This window comes from Pelistega suis, assembly GCF_013133795.1.
Taxonomy (GTDB): Bacteria; Pseudomonadota; Gammaproteobacteria; order Burkholderiales; family Burkholderiaceae_B; genus Taylorella; species Taylorella suis.
The window spans coordinates 51,017-76,471 of sequence record NZ_JABGBN010000005.1 but is presented as its reverse complement, the minus strand read 5'-3'; the positions used below and the strand labels follow the sequence as shown (position 1 = coordinate 76,471).

24 protein-coding genes and 1 tRNA gene are annotated in these 25,455 nt (G+C 42.2%); 21 read left to right on the top strand and 4 right to left on the bottom strand.

The features are described from left to right. Position 1 precedes the first annotated feature (1 nt). The 3 genes from yajC to queA are packed head-to-tail and all read right to left on the bottom strand — an operon-like array spanning position 2 to position 2,596. The gene (gene yajC, locus HKX39_RS07275; RefSeq protein ID WP_171680670.1) at positions 2-346 is read right to left on the bottom strand and encodes a preprotein translocase subunit YajC; all 345 of its coding nucleotides are present in this window, start codon (positions 344-346) and stop codon (positions 2-4) included. 52 nt (positions 347-398) lie between these two features. After that, positions 399-1,538: a tRNA guanosine(34) transglycosylase Tgt gene (gene tgt, locus HKX39_RS07270; RefSeq protein ID WP_171680669.1), complete on the bottom strand. Its 1,140-nt coding sequence runs from the start codon at positions 1,536-1,538 to the stop codon at positions 399-401. A gap of 5 nt (positions 1,539-1,543) precedes the next feature. Beyond that, positions 1,544-2,596: a tRNA preQ1(34) S-adenosylmethionine ribosyltransferase-isomerase QueA gene (gene queA / locus HKX39_RS07265; protein ID WP_171680668.1), complete on the bottom strand. Its 1,053-nt coding sequence runs from the start codon at positions 2,594-2,596 to the stop codon at positions 1,544-1,546. A 172-nt stretch (positions 2,597-2,768) separates the two neighbouring features. Here queA and upp point away from each other — a divergent pair, with 172 nt between their 5' ends. From upp to HKX39_RS07190, 16 genes are all read left to right on the top strand, one after another. Further along, positions 2,769-3,407, top strand: a complete 639-nt coding sequence (gene upp, locus HKX39_RS07260) for a uracil phosphoribosyltransferase (RefSeq protein WP_171680667.1) — start codon at positions 2,769-2,771, stop codon at positions 3,405-3,407. A 159-nt stretch (positions 3,408-3,566) separates the two neighbouring features. Continuing rightward, positions 3,567-3,878, top strand: coding sequence for an ElaB/YgaM/YqjD family protein (locus HKX39_RS07255; RefSeq protein WP_171680666.1), 312 nt, complete (start codon positions 3,567-3,569; stop codon positions 3,876-3,878). Between the two features lie 2 nt (positions 3,879-3,880). Further along, on the top strand, positions 3,881-4,273 hold the full coding sequence (locus HKX39_RS07250) for a phage holin family protein (protein WP_257051696.1): 393 nt from the start codon (positions 3,881-3,883) through the stop codon (positions 4,271-4,273). Then, on the top strand, positions 4,263-4,613 hold the full coding sequence (locus tag HKX39_RS07245) for a hypothetical protein (RefSeq protein WP_171680664.1): 351 nt from the start codon (positions 4,263-4,265) through the stop codon (positions 4,611-4,613). Before HKX39_RS07250 ends, HKX39_RS07245 begins: the two co-directional genes overlap by 11 nt. Positions 4,614-4,624: 11 nt before the next feature. Then, positions 4,625-5,047: an OsmC family protein gene (locus HKX39_RS07240; protein WP_171680663.1), complete on the top strand. Its 423-nt coding sequence runs from the start codon at positions 4,625-4,627 to the stop codon at positions 5,045-5,047. A 3-nt stretch (positions 5,048-5,050) separates the two neighbouring features. Next, positions 5,051-5,845 carry a thymidylate synthase gene (locus HKX39_RS07235; RefSeq protein WP_171680662.1) on the top strand — a complete coding sequence of 265 codons (795 nt, stop codon included), beginning with the start codon at positions 5,051-5,053 and terminating at the stop codon, positions 5,843-5,845. 12 nt (positions 5,846-5,857) lie between these two features. Further along, positions 5,858-6,346 carry a dihydrofolate reductase gene (locus tag HKX39_RS07230; RefSeq protein ID WP_171680661.1) on the top strand — a complete coding sequence of 163 codons (489 nt, stop codon included), beginning with the start codon at positions 5,858-5,860 and terminating at the stop codon, positions 6,344-6,346. Between the two features lie 270 nt (positions 6,347-6,616). Beyond that, positions 6,617-7,735 carry a glycosyltransferase gene (locus HKX39_RS07225; RefSeq protein ID WP_171680660.1) on the top strand — a complete coding sequence of 373 codons (1,119 nt, stop codon included), beginning with the start codon at positions 6,617-6,619 and terminating at the stop codon, positions 7,733-7,735. 75 nt (positions 7,736-7,810) lie between these two features. Further along, positions 7,811-9,085, top strand: coding sequence for a Vi polysaccharide biosynthesis UDP-N-acetylglucosamine C-6 dehydrogenase TviB (gene tviB, locus HKX39_RS07220; RefSeq protein WP_171680659.1), 1,275 nt, complete (start codon positions 7,811-7,813; stop codon positions 9,083-9,085). A gap of 9 nt (positions 9,086-9,094) precedes the next feature. After that, positions 9,095-10,120 carry an SDR family oxidoreductase gene (locus HKX39_RS07215; protein WP_171680658.1) on the top strand — a complete coding sequence of 342 codons (1,026 nt, stop codon included), beginning with the start codon at positions 9,095-9,097 and terminating at the stop codon, positions 10,118-10,120. A gap of 36 nt (positions 10,121-10,156) precedes the next feature. After that, positions 10,157-11,458 carry a murein biosynthesis integral membrane protein MurJ gene (gene murJ, locus HKX39_RS07210; RefSeq protein WP_171680657.1) on the top strand — a complete coding sequence of 434 codons (1,302 nt, stop codon included), beginning with the start codon at positions 10,157-10,159 and terminating at the stop codon, positions 11,456-11,458. Next, positions 11,451-12,569: a glycosyltransferase family 4 protein gene (locus HKX39_RS07205; RefSeq protein WP_171680656.1), complete on the top strand. Its 1,119-nt coding sequence runs from the start codon at positions 11,451-11,453 to the stop codon at positions 12,567-12,569. Before murJ ends, HKX39_RS07205 begins: the two co-directional genes overlap by 8 nt. A gap of 4 nt (positions 12,570-12,573) precedes the next feature. Further along, the gene (asnB, locus tag HKX39_RS07200; RefSeq protein WP_171680655.1) at positions 12,574-14,475 is read left to right on the top strand and encodes an asparagine synthase (glutamine-hydrolyzing); all 1,902 of its coding nucleotides are present in this window, start codon (positions 12,574-12,576) and stop codon (positions 14,473-14,475) included. 5 nt (positions 14,476-14,480) lie between these two features. After that, positions 14,481-15,575, top strand: coding sequence for a glycosyltransferase family 4 protein (locus tag HKX39_RS10680; RefSeq protein ID WP_246226101.1), 1,095 nt, complete (start codon positions 14,481-14,483; stop codon positions 15,573-15,575). Beyond that, positions 15,572-16,726: a glycosyltransferase family 4 protein gene (locus HKX39_RS10675; protein WP_246226100.1), complete on the top strand. Its 1,155-nt coding sequence runs from the start codon at positions 15,572-15,574 to the stop codon at positions 16,724-16,726. Before HKX39_RS10680 ends, HKX39_RS10675 begins: the two co-directional genes overlap by 4 nt. A 3-nt stretch (positions 16,727-16,729) precedes the next feature. Continuing rightward, on the top strand, positions 16,730-17,836 hold the full coding sequence (locus tag HKX39_RS07190) for a glycosyltransferase family 4 protein (RefSeq protein WP_171680654.1): 1,107 nt from the start codon (positions 16,730-16,732) through the stop codon (positions 17,834-17,836). A gap of 520 nt (positions 17,837-18,356) precedes the next feature. Here HKX39_RS07190 and HKX39_RS07185 read toward each other — a convergent pair. Then, positions 18,357-19,730 carry a phosphomannomutase/phosphoglucomutase gene (locus tag HKX39_RS07185; RefSeq protein WP_171680653.1) on the bottom strand — a complete coding sequence of 458 codons (1,374 nt, stop codon included), beginning with the start codon at positions 19,728-19,730 and terminating at the stop codon, positions 18,357-18,359. Positions 19,731-19,831: 101 nt separating this feature from the next. On the opposite strand from HKX39_RS07185, the gene HKX39_RS07180 reads away from it, so the two are divergent. The 5 genes from HKX39_RS07180 (at position 19,832) to HKX39_RS07160 (ending at position 25,393) form a co-directional block, all read left to right on the top strand. Beyond that, positions 19,832-21,250 carry an FAD-binding oxidoreductase gene (locus HKX39_RS07180; protein ID WP_171680652.1) on the top strand — a complete coding sequence of 473 codons (1,419 nt, stop codon included), beginning with the start codon at positions 19,832-19,834 and terminating at the stop codon, positions 21,248-21,250. A gap of 16 nt (positions 21,251-21,266) precedes the next feature. Beyond that, positions 21,267-23,081, top strand: coding sequence for a tetratricopeptide repeat protein (locus tag HKX39_RS10795; RefSeq protein WP_171680651.1), 1,815 nt, complete (start codon positions 21,267-21,269; stop codon positions 23,079-23,081). Further along, the gene (locus tag HKX39_RS07170) at positions 23,082-23,663 is read left to right on the top strand and encodes an outer membrane lipoprotein LolB (protein WP_171680650.1); all 582 of its coding nucleotides are present in this window, start codon (positions 23,082-23,084) and stop codon (positions 23,661-23,663) included. 12 nt (positions 23,664-23,675) lie between these two features. Then, positions 23,676-24,548, top strand: coding sequence for a 4-(cytidine 5'-diphospho)-2-C-methyl-D-erythritol kinase (ispE, locus tag HKX39_RS07165; RefSeq protein WP_171680649.1), 873 nt, complete (start codon positions 23,676-23,678; stop codon positions 24,546-24,548). Between the two features lie 768 nt (positions 24,549-25,316). Further along, positions 25,317-25,393 (top strand) — tRNA-Gln (locus HKX39_RS07160). Positions 25,394-25,455 lie beyond the last annotated feature (62 nt).

The following is a 25,455-nucleotide window of genomic DNA, read 5'->3' as shown; positions in this document are numbered from 1 at the left end:
ATTATAGGTCTTTGATAGTACCTTTTGGTAAAACAGAAGTTACCGCAACACGTTGGCAAAGGATCTCGATAGATTTGCCATCTTGTTGAGCCACTTCTAAAGCAATGTAGTTGTCAGTAACGCGAGAAACTTTGCCTAGCAAACCACCTGCTGTAATCACTTCGTCACCTTTGGCTAATTCAGAAACCATTTTGCGGTGTTCTTTTTGGCGTTTCATTTGTGGGCGAATCATTAAGAAGTAAAGCACCACAAACATAAGGATGATAGGAAGGAATTGGGCTAAACCGCCAGCAGCACCCGCTTCAGCTTGGTTTAAAGAAACTCGAAGTAAATCAGTTAGTGACATGTAAAACTCCAGAATAAATATAAGTTAATCGTATATTGTAGCGATTTTTAAGTTAATCAATGCCTTTTGCACGGTCTTTATGAAATTGTTCTTTCCACTCTTCAAAGCGACCTTGCTCCAAAGCCTCTCGCATTTCCTTCATAATTTGTAGATAAAAAGCGAGATTGTGTAGTGTATTTAAACGTGCGCCTGTAATTTCATTGGCTTTTTGCATATGATGTAGATAAGCACGTGAGAAATGACGGCAAGTGTGGCAGGTACAGCTTGGGTCTAATGGTCTTGTATCATCTTTATAGCGAGCATTGCGGATTTTAATATCACCGAAACGCGTAAATAACCAGCCATTACGTGCATTACGAGATGGCATGACACAGTCAAACATATCAACACCCTGTGATACGCCAAAAACTAAATCTTCAGGGGTGCCTACACCCATAAGATAGCGAGGAGCGTTTTCTGGTAGTTGGTGGGCGATATGAGTAAGGATGCGTTCCATATCTTCTTTGGGTTCACCTACAGATAAACCACCGATAGCATAGCCATGAAAACCGATGTCTTTTAGACCAGCCAAGGATTCTTCACGGAGGTCTTCGTACATACCGCCTTGGACAATACCAAATAAAGCATTTGGATTGCCAAGTGCATTAAATGCCTCTTTGGATCGACGAGCCCAGCGAAGTGACATGCGCATAGATTTAGCCGCTTCCTCGTGAGTCGCAGGGCGGTCGCCAATTTTGTAAGGCGTACATTCATCAAACACCATGACAATATCGGAGTTTAGCGAGCGTTGAATACGCATTGATTCTTCAGGGGTTAAAAATAGTTTGGCTCCATCAATAGGAGAAGAGAATTTAACACCTTCTTCGGTAATCTTACTGCGCAAATCACTCAGGCTAAATACTTGAAAACCACCAGAATCCGTAAGGATGGGTTTGTTCCATTGCATAAAACCATGTAGGCCTTGGTGTTTTTCAATGACTTCCGTGCCGGGTCGTAGCCAGAGATGGAAAGTATTGCCCAACACAACTTGAGAGCCGATTTCCTCTAGTTCGTGAGGAAGCATGGCTTTGACGCTACCATAGGTACCAACAGGCATAAACATGGGCGTTTGTACTGTGCCATGATTTAAGGTAATGCTGGCTCGACGAGCTTTACCTTCTGTTTTTAATAGGTTAAAAGATAATCCAGACATAGGTTTTATAGTGTTTTTGGTTCAATAAGCATGGCATCACCGTAGCTAAAAAAACGATAGCGTTGTGCAATAGCATGCTCGTAAGCTTTTTTCATTGTATCAATACCAATAAAAGCAGATACTAGCATTAATAAGGTAGATTGCGGTAAGTGAAAGTTAGTGAGTAAACCGTCCACGACTTTTATTTCATAGCCGGGGGTCATAAATAAGCGAGTATCGCCACTATGTGCAACAGGGATTCGATTATGAACGCCACCTTGATTAGCGGCTGATTCTAAGGCGCGCACACTCGTTGTGCCTACAGCAAAAACTCGTCCGCCTTGTTGGCGGCATTGTGCGATGGCATCGACAGTTTCTTGCGATACTTGATACCATTCTGCATGCATGATGTGGTCGCTAATTTTTTCGACTCGGACTGGTTGAAATGTGCCAGCGCCAACATGTAAGGTGACAAAGCTTGTTTTAATGCCTAATTGAGTGAGACGATCTAGCATGACTTGGTCAAAGTGCAGTCCTGCGGTAGGTGCTGCAACAGCTCCCATGGGAGAAGCATAGACAGTTTGGTAGCGTTCGGAGTCTTCTAAATCTGCACTATGTTCAATATAGGGCGGAAGTGGTAAATGCCCTACTTTGTCTAGTACAGAGAGAACCTCATCATCAAAATTCACTTCAAAAAGATCATCTTGTCGTCCTATCACTTCAGCACGAGCAGTATCTGCAAAAAGTAATAAGGTGCCGGGCTTAGGTGCTTTACTGGCTTTAATATGCATTAAGGCTTTTTGTGGTGCTAGAATACGCTCTACTAACCCTTCAATTTTGCCACCGCTGTCTTTTTGTCCAAATAGGCGTGCTTTAATGACTTTTGTGTTATTAAAGACCAATAAATCATTGGGTTTTAAAAATTGCACTAAGTCTGTAAATGTGTGGTCGTGCAAAGTGTTATTGCGACTGACACGAAGTAGGCGACTTTGTGTACGTTGTGCAGCAGGTTTTTGGGCAATAAGCTCTGGAGGGAGCGTATAGTCAAAGTCTGCAAGACTAAGGTTGGGGTTAATCATTGTTAAAGACAGTCAAAAGACTAAAAGCAATTGGTAAACCCCTTATTATATATGAAAAGTGCTTTTAAAACCCTTGTACAGACTGAATATTTATCAACCGTAATAAGTCCATTCGTGATAGAATGACGGCAATCTATTTGTTTATTTGTACATAGGATTATTTGGAGTTTTCATGGCTATCTATGAGATTCAACACCCATTGGTTAAGCATAAAATGGGGCTGATGCGTAAGGCAGAATTAAGCACTAAGAGTTTTCGTGAGTTGGCGCAGGAAGTGGCTACTCTGTTAACGTATGAAGCAACCAAGGATTTTGAATTGGAACATACCTCTGTTGAAGGGTGGTGTGGCAAGGTGGTTGTCCAGAAAATTGCCGGTAAGAAAGTAACGGTAGTGCCAATCTTGCGAGCAGGTATTGGTATGTTAGATGGGGTGTTGGCACTTATTCCGGGAGCTAAAGTAAGTGCGGTAGGGATTGCACGCAATGAAGAAACCTTACAAGCGGACACCTATCTAAAAAAACTAGCGGGTGAGATTGATCAGCGTATGGCGATTATTATTGATCCTATGTTGGCTACAGGTGGTTCGCTTATTGCAACGATTGATATGCTTAAGGCGGCGGGATGTAAAGATATTCGAGCATTGACGTTAGTATCTGCGCCAGAGGGTATTGCGAAGGTGACAACAGCGCATCCCGACGTGGATATTTATACGGCGGCGATTGATCAATGCTTAAATGAAGATGGTTATATTATTCCGGGTTTAGGAGATGCTGGCGATCGTTTATTTGGTACACGCCAAAAAGAGGCCTGAGATTTTTCATGCTGTTTCGATAATGGGATTTAGTGTTACTAAGTGTAAATAAGGCTTGTTATTCTCGCTTTAGTCGTTATTATCAATGTATAGGAACGGAAAACACACCAATTTTCGTTTATCTTTATTTGATGGTGTTTAATTTTTAGGAGAAATATTATGGCTAACCGTAAAATGACTACAGAAGAAGAATTATTAGAACATTTACGTAAGACTGTTCAAGATGCTGAAGAATTATTAGCACAAGCCTCTAAGGCGGGTAATGAAAAAGCAGATGAATTACGCTCAAAAGCAAAAGACCTATTAGCATCAGTACAACAAAGCTTTGACTCTGGCAAAGAGCAAGTTGTTGAAAAAGCGCGTGAAGCGGCAAAAGCTACTGATACGTATGTGTCAGAGAATCCTTGGCGAACCGTGGGTGCAGTGAGTGTCGCAGCGTTGCTATTAGGTATTATTATTGGACGTAAATAAATATGCGCATAAAAGACGATTTTTCTAGTCTTTTGCAGAATATGCTCGCGTTTTTCGGGACGCGAGCAAGTCTATTTGGGATTGAGTTTTCGCAAGAGAAAAAGCGATTTGCCAGTGTAGCTATTTGGGCTGTGCTGGTCTTGTTTTTTATGGGGTTTGCTTTTCTAATGCTCAATATAGGTGTCCTTGTCTATTTCTGGGATACTCCGTATCGAGGGTGGTCGGTATTGGGCTTGTTAGCATTTTATTTGTTGGTCGCTCTAGTGGGGGTGATGAAATTACGTCACCATTTAAAAACGGAGGCGTTCCCATATACGAAAGCGACGCTTAAGCAAGATTTGGCCTATTTTCAGGAGTCAGGGCAGCTAACAATCAAAGAGGGCAATGATGAATAAAGAACAGCATCCATTAGAAATTCAGACGCTCTTATTAAAAGCACAATTGGATCGAGTACAGTTAAAACAAGCTACACAGCGATTTCAAGAGAACCTGCAACCAGAGGTTATTAAAGATGCTATCGTGAGTGCTGGATCACAGAAGGTGGCAGGCTTACTGCCGAGTGTGCCGGCAGCCTTTGATTTATTACAAAAATATCCGGGACTGAGTTTTAGTATTGCTAAGGGCTTAATGCGAGTAGCGCAAGCAAGAAGTGGTTTGGTGAAAACATTAGCCTTGGGTGCTGCCTCTTGGTTTATCTATAATCGATTTCAGAAAAAAGACGACACTACTATTTAAGGGTTGATGTTATGCAATGTTCTGTACAGTGGAATGGTCCTGAGGGCATGCTTTTTGTGACGAAAACAGGAAGTGGTCACATTATTGCGATGGATGGTGCCCCCGAAGGTGGTGGCAATAATCTTGCGCCTCGCCCTATGGAGTTGTTGTTGTCAGGTGCGGGGGGGTGTTCTGCTTATGATGTGGTATTGATTTTAAAGCGAGGTCGTCATGCGGTGACGCAATGTACGGTCGACATCAATGCAGAGCGAGCGACAGAAGACCCTAAGGTTTTTACAAAAATTCATTTTCACTTTAAGGTAACGGGTAAATCCTTAAGTCGTGATGCCGTTGAGCGAGCAGTCAAATTATCTCATGATAAGTATTGTTCGGCGGTTGCGATGTTAGAAAAAACAGCAGAGTTCACTCATGAAGTGATGATTATCGAGGCATAGGAAATGCAACAATATGAAGATTTTATGCGCCATGTGTATACGCATGGCGTGACGAAAACGGACCGTACAGGTACGGGGACGCGTTCTGTATTTGGTTATCAAATGCGTTTTAATTTGCAGGAAGGTTTCCCTTTAGTTACCACTAAAAAATTGCATACCAAGAGTATTTTTATTGAGTTGTTATGGTTCTTACGTGGCGATTCTAATGTGCGTTGGTTGCAAGAGCGTGGGGTGAGTATTTGGGACGAATGGGCAGACGAAAACGGTGATTTAGGGCCTGTCTATGGTGTGCAGTGGCGTAGTTGGCCAACACCGAGTGGTGAGCATATTGACCAAATCAGTCAAGTAGTAGAGCAGATTAAAAATAACCCAGACTCACGTCGTTTGATTGTCTCGGCTTGGAATGTGGCAGAGATTCCGCATATGAAGTTACCTCCTTGTCATGCTTTTTTCCAGTTCTATGTGGCAGATGGTAAGCTTTCTTGTCAGCTTTATCAGCGTAGTGCGGATATTTTTCTAGGAGTGCCTTTTAATATCGCTAGCTATGCTTTATTAACGCATATGGTCGCTCAGCAATGTAATCTAGAGGTGGGTGATTTTGTGTGGACCGGTGGAGATTGCCATCTTTATAGTAATCACTTCGAGCAAGTGGAAGAGCAATTATCTCGTCAACCATTTGCTTACCCTAAATTGACTATTAAGCGTAAGCCTGATTCAATTTTTGATTATAACTATGAAGATTTTGAAATTATTGGTTATGAGCATCATCCTCATATCAAAGCGCCTGTGGCGGTATAACAGAGGTTGAAAATGAGCGTTAATATTATTGTGGCGTATAACCAGAAGCATGTTATCGGTAAAGATAATGATATACCATGGCGGTTGCCCGCTGATTTGGCTTATTTCAAAAAAACCACGATGGGCTGTCCTATTGTCATGGGGCGCAAAACAAGAGAATCCTTAGGTCGTCCCTTACCGGGGCGATTAAATATCGCCGTAACCCGAGATGCGCATTACCAAGCAGAGGGAACAGAGATTGCTTATTCTTTAGAGCAAGCTGTAAAACAGGCTAGAGCGGTGCATGATACGATTTTTATTATCGGTGGCGGTGAAATTTATAAACAGGCGTTAGCACAAGGTCTCGTTGATCGTGTGTATGCGACCGAAATTCATGCCAGTATGGACGGTGATACTTTCTTTCCTGAGTTAGATTCTGCCCAATGGAAGGAGGTGTCTCGTGATGTTCAAGAGCCTCAACATGGTTTAGCGTTTGATTTTGTTGTGTATGAACGTAAATAAAAAAAACCCAGAGTCTTGCGACTCTGGGCAAAATCCACCAAAGGAGGAGGGTGGAGGAGACAACTGTAGATGGCATCAACCATCAACAATGAAATTATTGCAGTTTTCTTTGTGCATTGCAAGATAAAAGTAAGTAAAAACCCTTAGAAAATTGTAAACAATTTTAAATTTTGTTGTCTGTAAAAAACAGCAAACAATCATTACACACGAAATGATGAAATAACGCTAAGATAGCGAGGTTATTCTTAATATGCCCATGTGGGGTTAGATGTGTCAATTTCTTTTCAATACCTATACGTGGTATTAACAGCTTTTACTGTTGGTGGGTTAATCGTTTTTTCAGAGCGTTGGCATGGTCGTTTTACAGGCGATTATGACTTAAATAAACCACAAGCATCGCATAAAGTGTCTACGCCACGGGTTGGTGGTTTGGCGGTTTTTGCTGGTACACTAGCGGGGTTGTTGGTGTGGGGTAAGCCTGATAATACGACGTTACATTGGTTGTGGCCAGCCTTGTTTGTGGCGGCTTTACCAGTATTTGGTGCGGGCATTTTAGAAGATATTACAAAGGATGTGGGTGCGGGTAAGCGCTTACTCGCTGCGTTCTTATCGGCAGCGATTGCATGGTGGTTCTTTGGTGGTGTTAGCCGAGTAGATGTTGAGGTGCTTGACTACCTTTTTAGCTTCTGGCCGGTTTCATTAATATTTACTGTCATTGCTGTAGGTGGCTGTACCCATGCACTTAATCTTGTGGATGGGATGAATGGACTGGCGTCAATGGTATCGGTGTTAATGTCCATTTCAATTGCCTTGGTGGCATATCAAGTGGGCGATATGGCTGTTTTTACGATTGCTCTAGCTATGGCATCCGCTATTGTGGGATTCTTTGTATGGAATTTCCCATTTGGTCGTGTCTTCTTGGGTGACGGTGGTGCTTATTTTATCGGCTTTATTTTGGCTGAATTGGCCGTGTTGCTCGTTATGCGTAATCCTTCAGTATCCCCTTTCTATGCTTTAGCGGTCTTGTTTTATCCCGTCTTTGAGACCTTGTTTTCAATTTGGCGACGTAAGTTTAAAAGAGGAGTTCCTGTCGATCAGCCTGATGCTTTGCATCTACACCAATTAATTTTCCGTCGTTTAGTGAGAGTCACCTTTAGTCGAGAGGGTAAAGAGGCATTGCCCTATCTATGTAATGCCTTAACATCTCCTTATCTATGGGTGCTTACTTTGTTGAATTTAGTGCCTGCTACGCTGTTTTGGGATAATCCCTTACTGCTTTGCTTAGGTATGTTGAGTTTTTCATTAGTCTATATTTGGTTGTATTCACGCCTAGTGAAATGGCGTTGTCCAAGATGGCTACTGTTACCCTCGATTTTTAACAAGCGATAATATTTACTATTCTTAGCTATTTGAAAAAAATGGCTTTGTTACAATAACTTTTTTTATGCTCTTTAGGAGTTTAACGTGCAATTACAAGACATCAAATTAGCCGTTGTAGGCTTAGGATATGTGGGCTTACCGTTAGCGGTAGAATTTGGTAAAAAGCGAGAAGTTTTAGGTTTTGATATTAACCAGAAACGTATTGCGGAATTACAATCGGGTGTGGATCATACCTTAGAGGTGTCGAGCGAAGAATTAAAAGAAGCGACCCAGTTACGTTTTAGTGCAGAAGGTGCAGAGCTTGCTAAAGCGAACACGTTTATCGTGACAGTGCCGACGCCGATTGATGAGTACAAGCAGCCTGATTTAACGCCCTTAGTGAAAGCCAGTGAGACGATTGGTAAGGTACTGAAAAAAGGCGATATCGTGATTTATGAATCAACGGTATACCCGGGAGCGACAGAAGAGGTGTGCGTACCAGTATTAGAGAAAGTATCTGGTTTAAAGTACAACGTGGATTTTTATGCAGGTTATAGCCCAGAGCGTATTAACCCGGGTGATAAATTACATCGCGTATCGACGATTAAAAAAGTGACATCAGGTTCGACCCCAGCGATTGCCGATGTGGTGGATGAGTTATATCGTTCCATTATTACAGCAGGTACGCATAAAGCCTCTAGTATCCGTGTAGCAGAGGCAGCTAAAGTGATTGAGAATACGCAGCGCGATGTGAATATTGCGTTAATCAATGAGTTGGCATTGATTTTTAACCGTTTAGGGATTGATACGCAAGCGGTATTAGAGGCAGCGGGTACGAAGTGGAATTTCTTACCGTTCCGTCCGGGTTTAGTGGGTGGTCACTGCATTGGCGTAGACCCCTACTACCTCACGCATAAAGCGCAAGCGATTGGTTATCATCCAGAGATTATTTTGGCAGGTCGTCGTTTAAATGACAGCATGGGTACCTATGTGGTGTCGCAGTTAGTGAAGGCGATGACTAAGCGTAAGATTCAAGTGCAAGGTTCACGCGTATTGGTGATGGGTTTAACGTTCAAAGAGAACTGCCCTGATGTGCGTAACACACGTATTGTGGATATTGTGAAAGAGTTGGGTGAGTACAATATTCAGGTGGATGTGTATGACCCATGGGTGGATGTCGAAGAAACGCAGCACGAGTATGGGATTACGCCGGTGGCTTCTCCAGCAGCAGGGGCTTATGACGGTATTATTTTGGCTGTGGCTCATGAGCAGTTTGTGAAAATGGGCGCAGAGGCAATTCGTGCCTTAGGTAAGCCTGAACATGTACTGTATGACTTGAAATACGTATTAAGTGCAGAACAAGCAGATATTCGTCTATAAAGGAAAAGAATGAGTCAGGCATTTGAAGTCACAAAGGCAGAATTATTAGCACAACCTCGTACATGGTTAGTGACGGGGTGTGCAGGCTTTATTGGTTCTAATCTTTTAGAAACGCTATTAGGTTTAAACCAAAAAGTAGTGGGTTTAGATAATTTTGCCACCGGACATCGTCGCAATTTAGATGAAGTCAAAGGGCAAGTGAGCCCGGCACAATGGGCAAACTTTCATTTTATCGAAGGCGATATCCGTGATTTGGAGACATGCCGCACTGCTGTAAAAGGTGTGGATTATGTGTTACATCAAGCTGCGTTAGGTTCAGTGCCACGCTCTTTAAATGATCCGATTACGAGTAATGCCGTAAATGTGAGTGGTTTCTTAAATATGTTGGTTGCCGCACGCGATGAGGGGGTAAAAGCCTTTGTGTTTGCGGCATCAAGTTCAACCTATGGAGATCATCCAGACTTGCCAAAAGTTGAGCATAAGATAGGTAATCCTTTATCACCGTACGCCATTACGAAATTGGTGGATGAGTTATACGCTAAGATTTTTGCGCAAAGTTATGGGTTTAAATCGATTGGTTTGCGTTACTTTAATGTCTTTGGTAAGCGTCAAGATCCTAATGGGGCATATGCAGCGGTGATTCCAAAGTGGACGGCAGCGATGATTCATCAACAGGATATCACGGTCAATGGTGATGGAGAGACGAGTCGCGATTTCTGCTTTGTGGAGAATGTGGTGCAGGCCAATATTCTTGCGGCAACGCATATGCCAGAGAGTGGTTTTGAGGTTTATAATGTGGCCTATCATGCACAGACGACATTGAATACCTTGTTTGGTTATATCCGAGATGGATTAGCGGCAAATGGTGTGGTGTATACGAAGTCGCCTATTTATGCAGATTTTCGTAAAGGGGATGTACGACATTCTTTTGCGGATATTAATAAGGCTAAATCACACTTAGGCTATGAACCTGCTTTCTCTATTACTCAAGGTTTAGCCAAAGCGATGCCTTGGTATATTCAGTTTTTGAAGTAAGTGGATAGTCCGATTAAAACACACAAAAGCGACCATATGCGCATTATTTCTGGTGCCATGCGAGTCGCTTTTTTCCTTATTATTGGTAAACTTGCTGGTGCCATAAAAGAGGTCGCTATCGCCAGTCGTTATGGTGTTAGCGATGTGGTGGATGCCTATCAGTTTACGCAGAGCATGGCGAATTGGTTGCCGACAACAATCGTCGGCGCTTTTTCTGTGGTATTGATTCCTGTTTTGGTGAAGCTACGCCATTTGGGTAGTGCGGAGAAAAATAAGTTTTTGTCTGAGTTGCAGGCTTGGATTTTAAGCATTGGCGTAGGCATTGTCGTACTGACATGGTATTTTTGGCCTGAAATTATTCACTATACAGCAGGGAAATTGAGTGCGGAGGCTCGCCAGTTTAGTCAGCAAATGATTTGGGTGTTTGCACCAGTAGGATTGCTTATTCTCGTTATTGGCATTCATATGGCTCGCTTACGAGCCTTGGAGCGCCATATTAATAATCTTTTAGACAGCTTCCCAGCGCTATTCATTTTTGCATGGATTATTTTGTCTCCTGGGGATACTTCTGTTTGGCCAATTGTTTTAGGAACCTTATGTGGATACCTTTTGCAAACGTTCTTATTGTCTTATATGGCCAATCGTGCAGAGGGAGAGTCTTGGATATTCCCTAAATGGCAGTTTAAGTCTGAGCATTGGTCGATGTTGTTGCAAGCAGCGGGCTTTATGTTGATTGGGCAAATTGCCTTAAGTTTTGTCGCACCGATGGATCAAATGTTTGCCGCTCAATTGGGTAATAATGCGAATGCGACGATGGGATATGCCACACGATTGGTGGCGGTAGTGATTGGTATTGGTGCGGCGTCTGTCGGACGAGCGGCTTTACCAGTATTAGCCGATGTTCAGCATAGGGGAGATGCAAAACAGGCGAAAGCAATTGCTTTAAAATGGTCATTGGCAATGGTAGGTTTGGGTCTCGTTGCATTGGCTTTTGCGTGGTTATTAGCACCGTGGTTAGTCAAGCTTGTGTTTGAGCGAGGTGCATTTACTAGCGAAAATACAGTCGCCGTTGCAGAAGCATTGCGTTACGGTTTAATGCAAATTCCTTTTTATTTTGGGGTACTGATTTTAGTGCAGTTGCTGGCTAGTCAGAATCGCTATCAGTTGATGGCATTGATTGCATTGATGAATTTTGCTGTAAAGTTTTTAATGAATTATCTACTTGCTCCGAGTTACGGTATTGCAGGTATTATGACTGCTACAGCAGTGATGTACTTATTTTCTTTTGTGTCCTATTTTATTGTGGCTTGGCGGTTACCGGTAAAACAAAATGTCTAATCAAAAAAAGTTTTCTATTATGCTGGTTATTCCTTCTCTACATGGAGGAGGAGCTGAGCGGGTGGCCGTTAGCTTAGCTGAGCATTGGAGCTATCAAGGCTATGATGTTATTTTAGTGACGCATACGGATAAAAGTAGTGATGTCTACGAACTCAATAAGCTAGTGACGAGAGTATCTACGGGCTTGTTTTCCCAAACAGGGGTATTTTCTCATCTGAAAAAGGCATTGGCTATTCGTAAAGCAATACGTCAATATCGACCAGATATTGTTGTGGGTATTATGATGAGTTCATCTGTTTTATCCATTCTTGCAGGAATGGGATTGCCAACCAAAGTGATTGCCACAGAGCATGCCCATCCTCCTTCGCAAAAGATGTCTTCGTTTTGGTATAAGCTCAGACAATGGACTTACCCTAAGGCGGCACGAGTTCTAGCGCTGACAGAAATGAGTGCAGAGTGGTTGCGTGACCATATTCCTCATATTAAGGTTAGCGTTATTCAAAATGCAGTAAATTGGCCTTTAACAAATACGGAACCTATGTTGCCTACACAGAAACCTTTGCAAGGCAAGCGATTATTAGCAGTAGGTCGTTTACATCAAGAAAAGGGCTTTGATATTCTTTTAAATGCCTATGCAAAAATTGCCGAAAAATATCCGCATTGGCAATTGGTTATTCTTGGGGAAGGGGCGGAACGGACAAGTCTGACCAAGCAAGTTGAGCATCTATCTTTGCATGATAAGGTGTTATTACCGGGGCGAGTGGGTAATCTTAAGGATTGGTATGAAAGTGCCGATTTATTTGTATTGAGCTCACATAACGAAGGCTTATCAAATAGCTTACAAGAGGCAATGGCAAGTGGTTTATGTGCAGTTTCTTTTGATTGTGACACTGGTCCTCGAGAGATTATTCGTGACGGTATTGATGGGGTATTGGTTCGTCCTGTTGCTGATGCTGAAGCGATGGCTAAACAGCTTGATAGTTTGATGGGAAATGAGTCGTTGCGACTATCGTATGCGAGTCAAGCTACGAATGTGAGAGAGCGCTTCTCTATGCAAAAGATTAGTCAAGATTGGGAAAAATTATTTAGCGAATTAGGAATAAAAAAATAAGACTATGTGCGGCATTATTGGATTGATTGGCTCTTTTGAGCATAAGCAGCATACCTTAAGTGAGGCGTGTACACGTATTCGTGAGCGAGGTCCGGATAGTCAAGGGGTCTGGATGAATGCGACTCAGCAAGTAGGATTGGCTCATGTACGGTTGGCAATCCAAGACTTATCTGAACATGGACATCAACCTATGTTGAGTGATGACGGTCGTTATGTTTTGGTATTTAACGGAGAAATCTATAATCATTTAGCATTGCGTGAGCAGTTAGATAAGCAGGTGTGGCGAGGTCATTCGGATACAGAAACATTATTAGCTTGCTTTGCACAATGGGGGGTAGCAGATACGCTCGCTAAACTGGTGGGGATGTTTGCTTTTGCCTTATGGGATAACGCTGAGAATACACTAGTCTTAGGACGGGATAGATTTGGTGAGAAGCCGTTATATTATGCACGTAGCCCACGGGGTTTATTATTTTCGTCTGATTTAAAAGCCTTAATGCCTATTGATGGGTTTAATAAACGAATTAATCGTCAAGCCGTGACGCTGTTAATGCGCCATAACTATATTCCTGCACCGTATAGTATTTTTGAGAATGTTTTTAAGCTACCGCCTGCGAGTTATCTCGTGTTGGATGCTCAACAGCTATTTGAGCAAGCTGCTTGGTCTGAACCGATTACCTATTGGTCTGCTTATGATATTGCTAAACGCAGTAGTGATCGAGTCTTTGCCAACGATAAGTTAGCATTGGATGCATTTGAGGACATATTATCTACGAGCGTAAAGGATCAAATGTTGGCTGATGTAAAACTCGGTGCTTTTTTATCGGGAGGTACGGACTCTTCACTTATTGCTGCGTTAATGCAAAAGCAGAGCTCTCAAGCGATTAAAACGTTTGCTATTGGTTTTAAAGAAAAACAATACAATGAAGCACCTTTTGCCAAGGCGATTGCAGAACATTTAGGTACTGACCATACTGAACTCTATATGGATGGTAAGGATGGATTGGCTTTATTTGAGCAAATACCTAAAGTCTATAGTGAGCCTTTTGCAGACTCATCACAGTTACCGGTTTTGGTGATGATGGGGCTTACTGCACAGCATGTGAAGGTTGCTTTATCGGGTGATGCGGGTGATGAATTATTTGGCGGTTATAACCGCTATGCTCGAGCCCAGCAATGGTGGAATCGTTGTCAGAAAATGCCCGCTTTTTTACGTTCCTTTGTCGGGGCGTTTAGTGAAGTTATGAGTAGTCCTGATACCCATAAACCTGCAAAGTTAACTGCACAGATGAAGTGGCAGCAATTATCACAGCTTATGCGAGCTAAAGATAGTGTGGCATTTTATCAGCCTTTTGTGTCGTATTGGAAATCACCAGAACGTTTAGTGATTGGTGGAAGTGAGCCAGAAACGGCATTTGCGAATAAACCTTTACGTAGTTTATTAAAAACAATGATGATTACCGATACGCTATCGTATTTGCCTGATGATATTCTCGTGAAGGTGGATCGCGCAGCTATGCATCACTCTCTAGAGACAAGGGTGCCTTTATTAGATCATCGCGTATTTGAGTTTGTATGGGATCTACATCCAAACTATAAGCGTCGTGATGGAGTAAGTAAGTGGTTGATGAAAGAAGTGTTATATCGTCATGTACCGAAGGCTTTGCTGGAGCGTCCTAAAAAAGGTTTTTCCGTACCATTAGGGGCGTGGTTAAAAGGTCCCTTAAAAGATTGGGCAAATGATTTATTAAACAATGAGCGACTTAAACAGCAAGGTTTATTAAATGAGCGATTAATCCAACAAGCATGGCAAGCGCATTTAAGTGGAAAAGGGGATTGGAGTGCTCATTTATGGGGTGCTTTGATGTTGCAGGCATGGCTTGATGAGTATCAGATTTCAGTATAGGCAAAATGAAGATTTTATTTTTAGTGAGCTCCTTGAATGCGGGCGGAGCAGAGCGTGTTGCTTGTACTTTAGCAAATGCTTGGGTTGCAAAAGGATATGAGGTGACGCTAGTTCCTTGTTTTACTCAGGGGACAGGAAAGTCGTTTTATACATTAGATGAACGCATTAAGGTACATTGGTTGAGTCAATCATTGCCCAAACAAAAATGGTTGGCTCGTTTGCTTAAACCCTTGGTATTGCGTCGCCTGATGAAAGAAACTAAAGCGGATGTGGCACTATCATTTTTGACTAATGTGAATGTGATGGCCTTATTAGCGAAGTGTGGATTAAGGTTGCCGTTGATTGTGAGTGAGCGCTCAGATCCTAGGTTCCAGAAAATTAGTTCAAGCTTAAAGTTTCTTCGTCGGCGATTATATCCTAGTGCCTCAGCAGTTGTTTTGCAAACAGAGAATGCGGCGAATCAATTTCAAAAGGATTTGCCTGCTTGCCACAATTTACATGTTATTCCTAATCCATTGCCTCATACTTTGCCACAGAAAGAGCCTAACTTTGCGGCAGGCCCGATTTTGTTAGCGATGGGGAGACTCGTTGAGAGTAAGCAATTTGATCGGTTGATTACTATTTTTAGTAAGGTGCATCGATCTCATCCTGACTGGCATTTGCATATTTATGGTGAAGGACAAGAAGAGGCGCATTTAGAACATCTTGTTATTGAAAAAGGTTTATCGAAATATATTCACCTTATGGGGAATACGACAACACCTTGGGAAGTGATGCGTCAAGCCAGTCTACTAGCCATCACTTCTCGCTTAGAGGGTTTTCCTAACGTGATGTTAGAGGGTATGGCAAGTGGGCTTCCTGTGATTGCCTATGATTGCCCAAGTGGTCCCCGAGAGCTTAGCCAAGAGGGTAAAGTGGCAAGACTGATTCCTTTAAATAATGAAGGATTGTTTGCTGAGGAATTATCTCGTTTGATGCAGGATAGTGAGGAACGAAAACAGTTAGCCATACAAGGTCAGGAAGCGGTATTCGCACGTTATTCTCAGGAGCAAGTGTTACGTCAATGGGATCATATTTTTACGGTAGTTAAATCGCAATGAAAGTGGTTCATCTAATTAGTGGTTTAGGGCAAGGTGGTGCGGAAACTGTACTCACTCGTCTTGTGACACACTCAACGTATGAGCATGTGGTGGTGAGTTTTAGTGATGAAGGTGTTTTTGGTGACCAACTAAGGGAAGCAGGTATTGCGGTATATACATTGAATATGCGACCCGGCAAGATAGGGCTTAAAGATTTAATGGCTTTAAAACGCTTATTAAAGGAGTTGCGGCCAGAGATTGTGCAAACATGGATGTATCATGCAGATTTGTTTGGCGGTATAGTGGCTCGTATGGCAGGTTTTAGTCATCTTGCTTGGGGGGTTCGTAATTCTGGTGCAAGTTTAAAAGAAACCTCAAAAACGAATTATTATCTCGCACGAATCAGTGCATGGCTATCACGCTTTATCCCTCAACGAATTATCGTTTGTGGTGAACAAGCCGCTAAAATTCATGCGAGTTGGGGATATGCTGCAGAAAAAATGGTGGTGATTCAAAATGGCTATAACCTTGAGCAATGGAAACCAAGTCAAGAAAATCGCCAACAAAGCCGTCAGCACTTAGGCTTATCTGAAGATACGCCTGTATTGGGTTTTATTGCGCGTTGGAATCCTTTAAAAGACCATCCTAGTTTGTTAAAAGCATTTGCTATGGCGAAGAAAAAATATCCTGATGCTGTACTGATATTGGTAGGGAAAGGATTAGAGAAAAATAATGAAACCCTGATGGCTTTATTAAATCAATATCAATTAATTGCAGATAAAGATGTGTTGCTCTTAGGTTTGCGTACAGACGTTCCTAAGTTAATGCCTGCTTTAGATATTCATGTATTATCCAGCATTGCAGAAGGGTTCCCTAATGTGGTGTCTGAGTCTATGGCGTGCGGAGTTCCTAATGTAGTGACTGATGTTGGTGATGCTGCGCTAATTGTCGGAGAAAATGGCTGGGTAGCAGAAGCGGCCAATCCAGAAGATTTAGCTTCAAAAATAAATGAAGCATTAGCTTTTTTAGGTGAGCCGGGAGCTAACTTGGTACAAAAACAGGCATTCCAACAGTTACAGAGTAAAGTGCGACAAAGTGTACTTGAACGATTTAGCATAGAAATAATGGTTAAGCAGTATGAAAGTACATGGGCAATGATGTTGAGAAAATAGTTTATGTCTAAAATATTATTTGTGGTGAATAACCCTGACTTTTTCTTATCTCATCGAGTAAGAATTGCATTAGCAGCAAAAGATGCTGGTTATGATGTCCATGTGGCAACTATGCCGGGCAAGTCAGTGAATCAAATTGTTGCCTACGGTTTTACTCATCATGAAATTACCATGTCGCGAAGTGGGACAAATCCATGGGGAGAAGCAAAAACCTTATGGTCTATTTATCGTTTATTTAAACAGCTGAAACCTGATTTAGTCCATTTGGTGACGATTAAGCCTGTTTTGTATGGTGGGATTGCCGCTCGGTTAGCAGGCGTGCCAGCGGCTGTTTATGCCATTTCTGGCTTAGGGTTTATTTTTACACGTCAGAAAAAAAGAGATATTTTAAAAACCGTGGTTACTGCTTTGTATCGCTTTGCTTTGGGACATGGGAATAGTAGGGTGATTTTTCAAAATGCTGATGATTGCGCTATTTTACGTAATATTCATGCAGTACGCCAAGAGCAGGTAGTCATGATTAGAGGGGCGGGTGTGGATCTGCAAGAGTTCCAAGCGTCGCCAGAGCCAGCAATGCCGATAACGATTACGATGGCAGCACGACTCTTAAAAGATAAAGGTGTGATGGAGTTTGTTGAGGCGGCACGGTGTGATAAGGATAATAAATATCGTTGGCAGTTAGCTGGTACGATTGATTTAGGTAATCCTGCTTCGCTGACGGAGCAAGAGTATCAAGCGATTGGTCAATATGTAGCGTGTTTAGGTGAGCGTAAAGATATTGCTCAGTTATATGCACAATCGCATATCATTGTCTTGCCTTCTTATCGAGAAGGTATTCCTAAGTCATTATTAGAAGCAGCGGCAGCGGGACGCCCCATAGTGACAACGGATGTGCCGGGATGTCGTGATACGATTATTCCTGATAAAAGTGGTTTATTAGTGCCTGTAAAAGACGGTGAGGCGATTTTTAAGGCGGTGCAACGTTTGGCGAATGATGTTGCCTTACGGAGTGCAATGGGCAAAGAAGGGCGTGCTTTGGCTGAACGCGAATTTGCCATGCCGATTATTATTGACAAGCACCTTGAGGTTTATCGGGATTTGTGTCAATAGGAATGTGCAGCAAGTCTTGTTGCTATTAGCATTGGTTATCCCGCCTACACTGCAGACAGTTCACTCTTGCTATGTATCGTCCTCACTACAGAACATTGTGTATTCGCTCGAACAGCAAAGTGCGTCGCTAACGCTCGCCGTTTGCAAACTCGCTCGGTACATCAAGTTCTCTCCGTGAGGACTGCCATTAGCTAGCACTGTCATCCAAGCCAGTCTGCCGGAGAGGTTTTTGATCACAAAGCGAGTTTGATTACATCGAAACTTCGTTTTGGCGAACGAAGTGAGGCACTGTTTGAGCGACTGACAAAAACCTGTAGGCAGATTGGCGTATGCACAGTAATGCTAGTAATAATCAGCGACTGCGCGGAATGTGCAGCAAACCTGATGGCTAGTGAGCATTGACTATACAACCACACTGCAGACAGTTCACTCTTGCTCCGGAAAGTGCTTCGCCGTTTCCAATGTCGCTACGAGTGAATGTCTCTCCGTGTGGGCTTGCTGCTCACTGGCACTATCGTCTTTAAATGGTTACTTCAATACCTGCATGCTCTTTTAGCATTGCCTTAAACTCTGCCTTAATGCGGCGTAAGCTTTCTTCATTGCGCCCTTCAAAACGAAGAACTAAAACAGGAGTCGTATTTGAAGCGCGAGCAAGACCAAAACCATCTTCATATTCTGCACGAATACCGTCAATGGTGATTAAACGCTTTGCTGTTGGTAATACAGCTTTTTCCTGAAGTACTTTAATTAAGGCGTGAGGTTGTCCCTCTTGCATTTCAACTTTCAGCTCTGGCGTATTTTGGTCTTGTGGTAATGCTTCAAGAATCGCAGAAGGATTGTCGCTAGCTGATACGATTTCTAGTAGACGTGCTCCTGTATACAGACCATCATCAAAACCATACCAACGCTCTTTAAAGAATGTGTGTCCACTCATTTCTCCGCCTAGAGCAGCATCCACTTCTTTCATTTTTTGTTTGATTAAAGAATGACCTGTCTGCCACATTAGCGCTTTGCCACCTGCTGCCTCAATTTGCTCGCCAACATGGCGGCTACATTTGACATCAAAAACAATGGTAGCACCTGGAACACGCTTAAGTACGTCTTGACTATAGAGAATAAGTTGGCGATCAGGCCAAATAATTTCCCCTGATTTAGTCACTACGCCTAAACGGTCTGCGTCACCATCAAAAGCTAGACCAAGCTCGCAATCGGTCGTTTTAACGTGATGGATTAAGTCTTCTAGATTATGCGGATCAGCTGGGTCTGGGTGGTGGTTAGGAAAGTCTGCATCAACCTCACAAAAAAGCGTATCGACCTCACAGCCTAATGCGCGAAATAATTCAGGAGCAACTTTACCGCCTACGCCATTGCCTGCATCAATAGCAATACGCATAGGGCGTTTTAATTTAACATCTGAAACGATACGAGAAATATAGTCAGGAATAATATTAATCGTTGTTTCTTTGGCATTTTGTGCTAATAGTGCTTGCTTTTCGAGTGCCTGCATTTCTGTGTATAAAGAAGCAACACTCTCACCATAAATTGCCTTACCATCCAGCATCATTTTGAAACCATTATAGTCAGGTGGATTGTGGCTACCTGTAATAGCCACACAAGCCCCGATATTGTTTGCATAAGTATGGAAGTAGACAAGAGGTGTAGGTACCATACCAATATTAATGACTTCGATACCTTGGTCTCGTATCCCTGCAGAGAGTTTTTCGGCAAGCGAAGGGCTGCTATGACGACCATCAAAACCAATAACAAACTGTGTATGTCCTAAACTCTTGGCACGTTGCCCTAATGCGCGACCTAATAAAAAGGCAAACTCAGGATTGATTTGAGAAGGTACGATACCACGGATATCATAAGCTTTAAAAACGCTAGGATTCATAATCAAACTCGTTTCTTTTCTGTAAGTTAAAGTAATAGCGCTATATTATCAGGTGTTTTTCGGTAGAATGACTTATCTTTATCTACTTAAAAAAATAAACTATGTCATTGTTAGCAGACTTACAGAATATTTTGGATTCAGAACATGTATTAACAGGCGAAGATGCTGCGCCTTATCTAAAGGATTGGCGAGGTCGATATATGGGCAAAGCCTTAGCTGTTGTGCGTCCATCCTCAGTAGATGAAGTGGTTGCGATTGTTAAACTATGCCAACAATATGATACCCCTATGGTTACTCAAGGAGGGAATACGGGGTTGTGTGGAGGAGCTACGCCGAGCAATAAAGGTGATGCGGTTGTTATTCTAATGACTCGTTTGAATAAAATACTGAATATTGATACTGAAAACGATACGATGACGGTAGAAGCAGGGTGTCTTTTACAAACAGTACAAGAGGCGGCAGAGCAAGCTGGGCGACTCTTTCCGTTGAGTCTGGCCTCAGAGGGAAGTTGTACGATAGGTGGCAATCTAGCGACTAATGCAGGAGGAACGCAAGTCTTGCGTTATGGCAATGCACGAGATTTGACCCTTGGTTTGCAGGTAGTGACGGCTGAAGGCGAGGTTTGGAATGGTTTGCGTGGCTTGCGTAAAGATAATACTGGCTATGATTTAAGAAATCTTTTTATTGGTAGTGAAGGTACGCTTGGCATTATTACGGCAGCGACATTAAAGTTATATCCACTCCCTGTTGCGCAAGTGACGGCTTTATTGGCATTTGAAGATATTGCCACGGGGATTACTATTCTTAATCGTGCAAAATATGGTTTTGGTGCCTCCTTGACAGGGTTTGAGTTGATTTCTTCTTACTGTATGGAAAACGTACGTCGAGGTATGCCTGAGATAAAAATGCCTTTTGAACCCGAGAAAGCACCATGGTATGCTTTGATTGAAATCTCTGATGCAGAAAGTGCTGAGCATGCACGTCAATTGTTTGAAAAGGTCATTGAGCAATCTTTTGAGGCAGGAGAATTAGCAGATGCGGTAATAGCGGAGTCTCAACAACAAAGTCAATCGTTATGGCATATTAGAGAGAGCATTCCTTTGGTGTCGGCTAGATTGGGACAAGAAATTAAGCATGACATTTCTGTGCCTATTTCCAAAATGGCGGAGTTTGTTGCGGTGACTAATGCGCAATTACAAACCTTATTGCCTGGTGTAAAGCATGCTGTGTTTGGCCATCTTGGTGATGGTAATTTGCACTATAATGTGGGTGCTCCGGATGGGCAAGAGGAAGGTTTTTTGGATAATCAAAAAGCAGTTTATAAAGTTGTGTTTGATAGTGTATCTGCTTTTGGTGGATCTATTTCTGCTGAGCATGGGATTGGGCAGCTGAAAAAAGATTTGTTATTAGATTATAAGGATGAGGTGGAGTTGGCATTAATGCGTAAAATTAAGCGCGCGCTGGATCCCCATGCTTTACTTAATCCAGGTAAGGTTATTAGTAGTGTAGAGCGTTATTAATAAAGTAGTAGCGGTTGTGAAGCAATTAAAATTTTTACTCATATGTGCTTTTGCGATGGTGCCTATGAATTTGTCATTGGCACAAGGGATTAACTTTTCAGGTTTAAAGCACTTAAGACCCTTTTTAGAATTTAAGAAACCGCAAGATATCCTCCCTATTGATATTAAAGAGGGTTTAGATCCAGAAGAGATTTATAGCGTTTTGTCCATTGAAGCGGCTATGATGGATCAGAATTATGCTTATGCAGCCAGAGAGGCGCTGAATTTTATCAAGTACCATCAGGTTGACGATAAAATCGCAGAACTTGCGGTGAATTATTATTACACCGAACAAGAGTATGAACAGGCATTTGAGGCGGCTAAGTACTGGTATCAAGCACAACCTGATAATGTGGTTGCCAAAGTTTGGTATAGCACCTTATTGGGACATACGGGTAGAGAGACAGCCTTAATTGAAATTTTACAAAAGAATTTACAAGATGTGCCAGAGAATGATTTTTCTAATAAGCTGCTTGAAAATGTCTCTATCCTAGAGGATTTAAAAGATAAGCAAAAGGCATTGCATATTTTTGAAGAAATGGTTAAGCCTTTTTCTTTGCAAACAGCTGATTATCATGTTCTATATTCTGATTTTGCTTTGCGTGCAGATCAAACGGAAGTGGCGTGGAATGAGGCTTTTAAAGCATTGGATGTTGATGCAGAGTCTGAAGATGCTGCCATGCGTATTTTGGAGTTATCTCAAGGTCCAAAGCGGGCTCAGGGATTGAAATTTGTTAAAGGTTTTTTAGATAAGTATCCGCAATCTCGCATGCTTTATCTTAGCTATATTAATGAGTTGAGCAAAGATGAGGATTTTGATGGTGCGATAAAAGCCATTAAAAAAATGCAGTCAAAATCACCAGAAGACTTTGATTTGTTGTATTACCAAGCGCTTATTCATTATGATGCAGAGCAATGGGCAACGGCACGCAAAGTTTTAACGCAATATATTGATATTCAGGTGCAACGGCAGAAGTCATTGGCAAAAGATAACAATTCAGTAGATAGCCTTTTGACGGATGCACGTAAATTATTAATCGCGATTTATAAAGTAGAGAAAAAATATCGCTTAGCATTAGCTGAATTAAATAAAATTATGCCAGATAATGCATCTCCGGAGCAGATGGATCCTGATTTATTAATGGAAAAAGCTCAAATACTTGCGCAGATGGGAACTATTTCTGCGGCATTAACCGTCTTGAAAAATGGAGGGGAGCATTTTCCTAATTATCAAGGAAATTTTTTATGGTTAGGCGGTAATCTTTTAAATGAGTTAGGGCGTACAGATCAGGCGATTATCTATTATAACGATGCACTAAAAATTCAACCGAAAAATGTGGATATTAAATATGCGCTCGCCATGTTATATGAAAAAAGAGGTGAGGTTTGGCCGGCAGAAATGCTCTTGAGAGAAGTCATGAAAGAAGAGCCAGAGTTAGCTGATGCGTATAATGCACTAGGATATATTTTTGCCGATCGTGACTACAATTTAACCGAAGCGCAGAGTTTATTAAATGAAGCCGTACGTTTAGAGCCTGCTAATCCTTATATTCTAGATAGTATGGGTTGGTTGCAGTTTAGATTAAAAAATTATGCATTAGCTTTAGAATACTTGGAAAAAGCCTTTGATATGAAAGAAGAGGCGGAAATTGCGGCCCATTTGGCTGATGTTTATATGGCTCTAGGTGAGCGTGATAGAGCAAGGGATATGCTACAAATAGGTAAACGCTTAAATGCGAGTGACCGTGTTTTAGTAGAAACAATTAAACGATTAAATATTATTGAGAAATAAATGAAAAAATTTTGGCGAATTAGTGTATTAACATTGGTCAGTATGCTAGGTGCATGTACCTCTTTGGAGCGTATAAATGACGATCAGGTATCGCAGAGCTCTGCTATAGAGTTGCAGCGAACTGGTCGTTTTGCTGTGCTTGTATATGATAAGACACAGGATAAAAATATTGATTCTGTTCAAGGTAATTTTGAATGGCTCTCTGCGGGAGAGAGAGTTGTTCTCGATTTAAGTAGTCCCTTAGGGCAGGTGTTGGCGCGTGTTAATGTGCAGCCTGGTCTATCTCAGTTAATACGTTCTAATGGGGAAGTATTGGAAGCATCTAGTCCTGATGCCCTTGTGCGAGAGGTTATTGGTAGACAGTTTCCTGTTAGTGGTTTGCAATATTGGATTCGTGGTCAGGCGATGCCAGGTGTGGCGTTAGAAACTCCAGAATATGATGCACAACAACGGTTAGTCAAATTTGTCCAAGCTGGCTGGGTAGTGACAGCACAGGATTATGATGGAATGGGGCCTAAACGATTTCATTTATTAAATAATCAAACAATGGAACGTATTACGATTCGTATCGTCATGAATTAGGCGGATAGGTTGATGGGTAAGGCGACATTAAGTGTTAAAGCACCTGCTAAGCTAAATCTTTTTTTGCATGTTACTGGACGACGAGTGAATGGCTATCACGAGTTGCAGTCCTTGTTTACGCTTATTGATTTGACGGATACGTTGCACTTTACGGTGCGAGATGATGGGCTTATTCGACGAACTAATGAAATTGTAGGTCTACCAGCGCAAGATGATTTAGTTGTTCGAGCAGCCAAATTGCTACAACAATCTACCGGAACTTCATTAGGGGTGGATATCTCCGTAGAAAAAGTGATTCCAAGCGGAGGTGGTCTAGGAGGCGGCTCTAGTGATGCTGCGACTACTTTGATGAGCCTGAATACATTGTGGGGTATAGGGCTTTCTCAGCAAGAACTCATTAAGTTGGGGGTGCAGTTAGGTGCGGATGTTCCTTTTTTTATTTTTGGACAGACGGCGATTGCCACGGGTATTGGAGAGCAGTTAAAAGCATTTCCATTGAGGCCTGTTTATTATTTAATTTTGCGCCCGAATTTAGCCATTCCAACACCACTTATCTTTAAAGACGAGGGATTGGTGCGTAACAGTCCTGTGTTGGATGATATGGTGTTACGAGAGGGGTATGCTCAGTGGGAGCAAGCCAAGTTTTTTGCGAGAAATGATCTTGAACCAGTCGCTTTGCGTTTGTTTCCGGCATTAGCCAACTTAATAAATGATTTGAAGGAAGCGGGTTTTGTGTTTCGGATGACAGGTTCGGGGTCGTGCTTCTTTATGCCTTTTTTATCGTTAGAAGGGGTGGAGGCGACAAAGCAGGCAGTAGAACAATGGTTAATAGAACATAAACCATCATTGTCTGTAGAACAGTTATTTGTGGCAAAAGGATTGTAGAGATTACAGTCATCAAAACAAAAGGTTCGCTACAAGTTCCGCGCAGTTGTTAGTGTTACTCCATCACCATCACCTATTACAGAACTTGTGTATTCGCTCTTAAATGCTAACTAGCATTGTGTGCATACGCCAATCTACCTACAGGTTTTTGTCAGTCGCTCAAACAGTGCCTCACTTTGTTCGTCAAACTCGCTTTGTGATCAAAAACCTCTCCGGCAGACTGGCTTGGTTGATAGTGCTAGTTAGCACCACAAGCCACACGGAGAGACATTCACTCGCCGCGACATTGGAAACGGCAAAGCACTTTCCGGAGTAAGAGTGAATTGTCTGCAGTGTGGTCAGTTATCAAAACAAAAGGTTCGCTACACGTTCCGCGCAGTCGCTCGGACAGAGCCTCACTTCGTTCGCCTAACTCGCTTTGTGCATCGAAACGTCTCCGCAAACCTTAAGTGCTTGTAGTAAACATTGCAATGCTAATGAGCACAAGACCACACGGAGAGACATTCACTCGCCGCGACATTGGAAACGGCGAAGCACTTTTCGGAGCAAGAGTGAATTGTCTGCAGTGTGGGCGGACAGCACATACTGATAACAACAAGGCTCTGTAGTAAGGACGAATATAACGCAAGAGAAATTTGCATAAAAACAACACTTGTAATATAAAAAACAGAAAATGCTCTTCTTGTACTTCACAAGTTTTAAAAAAACATGCATAATTTAGTTCTTGTCAGGCAAGCAATTTAAGCAGTCTTGATAAAAATAAAGTGTTGGGGCGTCGCCAAGCTGGTTAAGGCACCGGATTTTGATTCCGGCATGCGAAGGTTCGAATCCTTCCGCCCCAGCCAACACTATAGGCCGTTTATGCTACACCCAGTTTTGGTTGTTGAATAAGCGGTTTTTTTATTTA

Bases quoted from the DNA above. Each gene is read 5' to 3' on its own strand.
- HKX39_RS10680 (WP_246226101.1), top strand. From the start codon at position 14,481: ATGAAGATTTTATTTTTAGTGAGCTCCTTGAATGCGGGCGGAGCAGAG.
- HKX39_RS07230 (WP_171680661.1), top strand. From the start codon at position 5,858: ATGAGCGTTAATATTATTGTGGCGTATAACCAGAAGCATGTTATCGGT.
- tgt (WP_171680669.1), bottom strand. From the start codon at position 1,538: ATGTCTGGATTATCTTTTAACCTATTAAAAACAGAAGGTAAAGCTCGT.
- HKX39_RS07190 (WP_171680654.1), top strand. From the start codon at position 16,730: ATGTCTAAAATATTATTTGTGGTGAATAACCCTGACTTTTTCTTATCT.
- HKX39_RS07245 (WP_171680664.1), top strand. From the start codon at position 4,263: ATGATGAATAAAGAACAGCATCCATTAGAAATTCAGACGCTCTTATTA.
- HKX39_RS10675 (WP_246226100.1), top strand. From the start codon at position 15,572: ATGAAAGTGGTTCATCTAATTAGTGGTTTAGGGCAAGGTGGTGCGGAA.
- HKX39_RS07185 (WP_171680653.1), bottom strand. From the start codon at position 19,730: ATGAATCCTAGCGTTTTTAAAGCTTATGATATCCGTGGTATCGTACCT.
- upp (WP_171680667.1), top strand. From the start codon at position 2,769: ATGGCTATCTATGAGATTCAACACCCATTGGTTAAGCATAAAATGGGG.
- HKX39_RS07235 (WP_171680662.1), top strand. From the start codon at position 5,051: ATGCAACAATATGAAGATTTTATGCGCCATGTGTATACGCATGGCGTG.
- HKX39_RS07240 (WP_171680663.1), top strand. From the start codon at position 4,625: ATGCAATGTTCTGTACAGTGGAATGGTCCTGAGGGCATGCTTTTTGTG.
- ispE (WP_171680649.1), top strand. From the start codon at position 23,676: ATGGGTAAGGCGACATTAAGTGTTAAAGCACCTGCTAAGCTAAATCTT.
- murJ (WP_171680657.1), top strand. From the start codon at position 10,157: ATGCGCATTATTTCTGGTGCCATGCGAGTCGCTTTTTTCCTTATTATT.
- HKX39_RS07205 (WP_171680656.1), top strand. From the start codon at position 11,451: ATGTCTAATCAAAAAAAGTTTTCTATTATGCTGGTTATTCCTTCTCTA.
- HKX39_RS07215 (WP_171680658.1), top strand. From the start codon at position 9,095: ATGAGTCAGGCATTTGAAGTCACAAAGGCAGAATTATTAGCACAACCT.
- HKX39_RS07255 (WP_171680666.1), top strand. From the start codon at position 3,567: ATGGCTAACCGTAAAATGACTACAGAAGAAGAATTATTAGAACATTTA.
- HKX39_RS07170 (WP_171680650.1), top strand. From the start codon at position 23,082: ATGAAAAAATTTTGGCGAATTAGTGTATTAACATTGGTCAGTATGCTA.
- queA (WP_171680668.1), bottom strand. From the start codon at position 2,596: ATGATTAACCCCAACCTTAGTCTTGCAGACTTTGACTATACGCTCCCT.
- HKX39_RS07180 (WP_171680652.1), top strand. From the start codon at position 19,832: ATGTCATTGTTAGCAGACTTACAGAATATTTTGGATTCAGAACATGTA.
- yajC (WP_171680670.1), bottom strand. From the start codon at position 346: ATGTCACTAACTGATTTACTTCGAGTTTCTTTAAACCAAGCTGAAGCG.
- HKX39_RS07250 (WP_257051696.1), top strand. From the start codon at position 3,881: ATGCGCATAAAAGACGATTTTTCTAGTCTTTTGCAGAATATGCTCGCG.
- asnB (WP_171680655.1), top strand. From the start codon at position 12,574: ATGTGCGGCATTATTGGATTGATTGGCTCTTTTGAGCATAAGCAGCAT.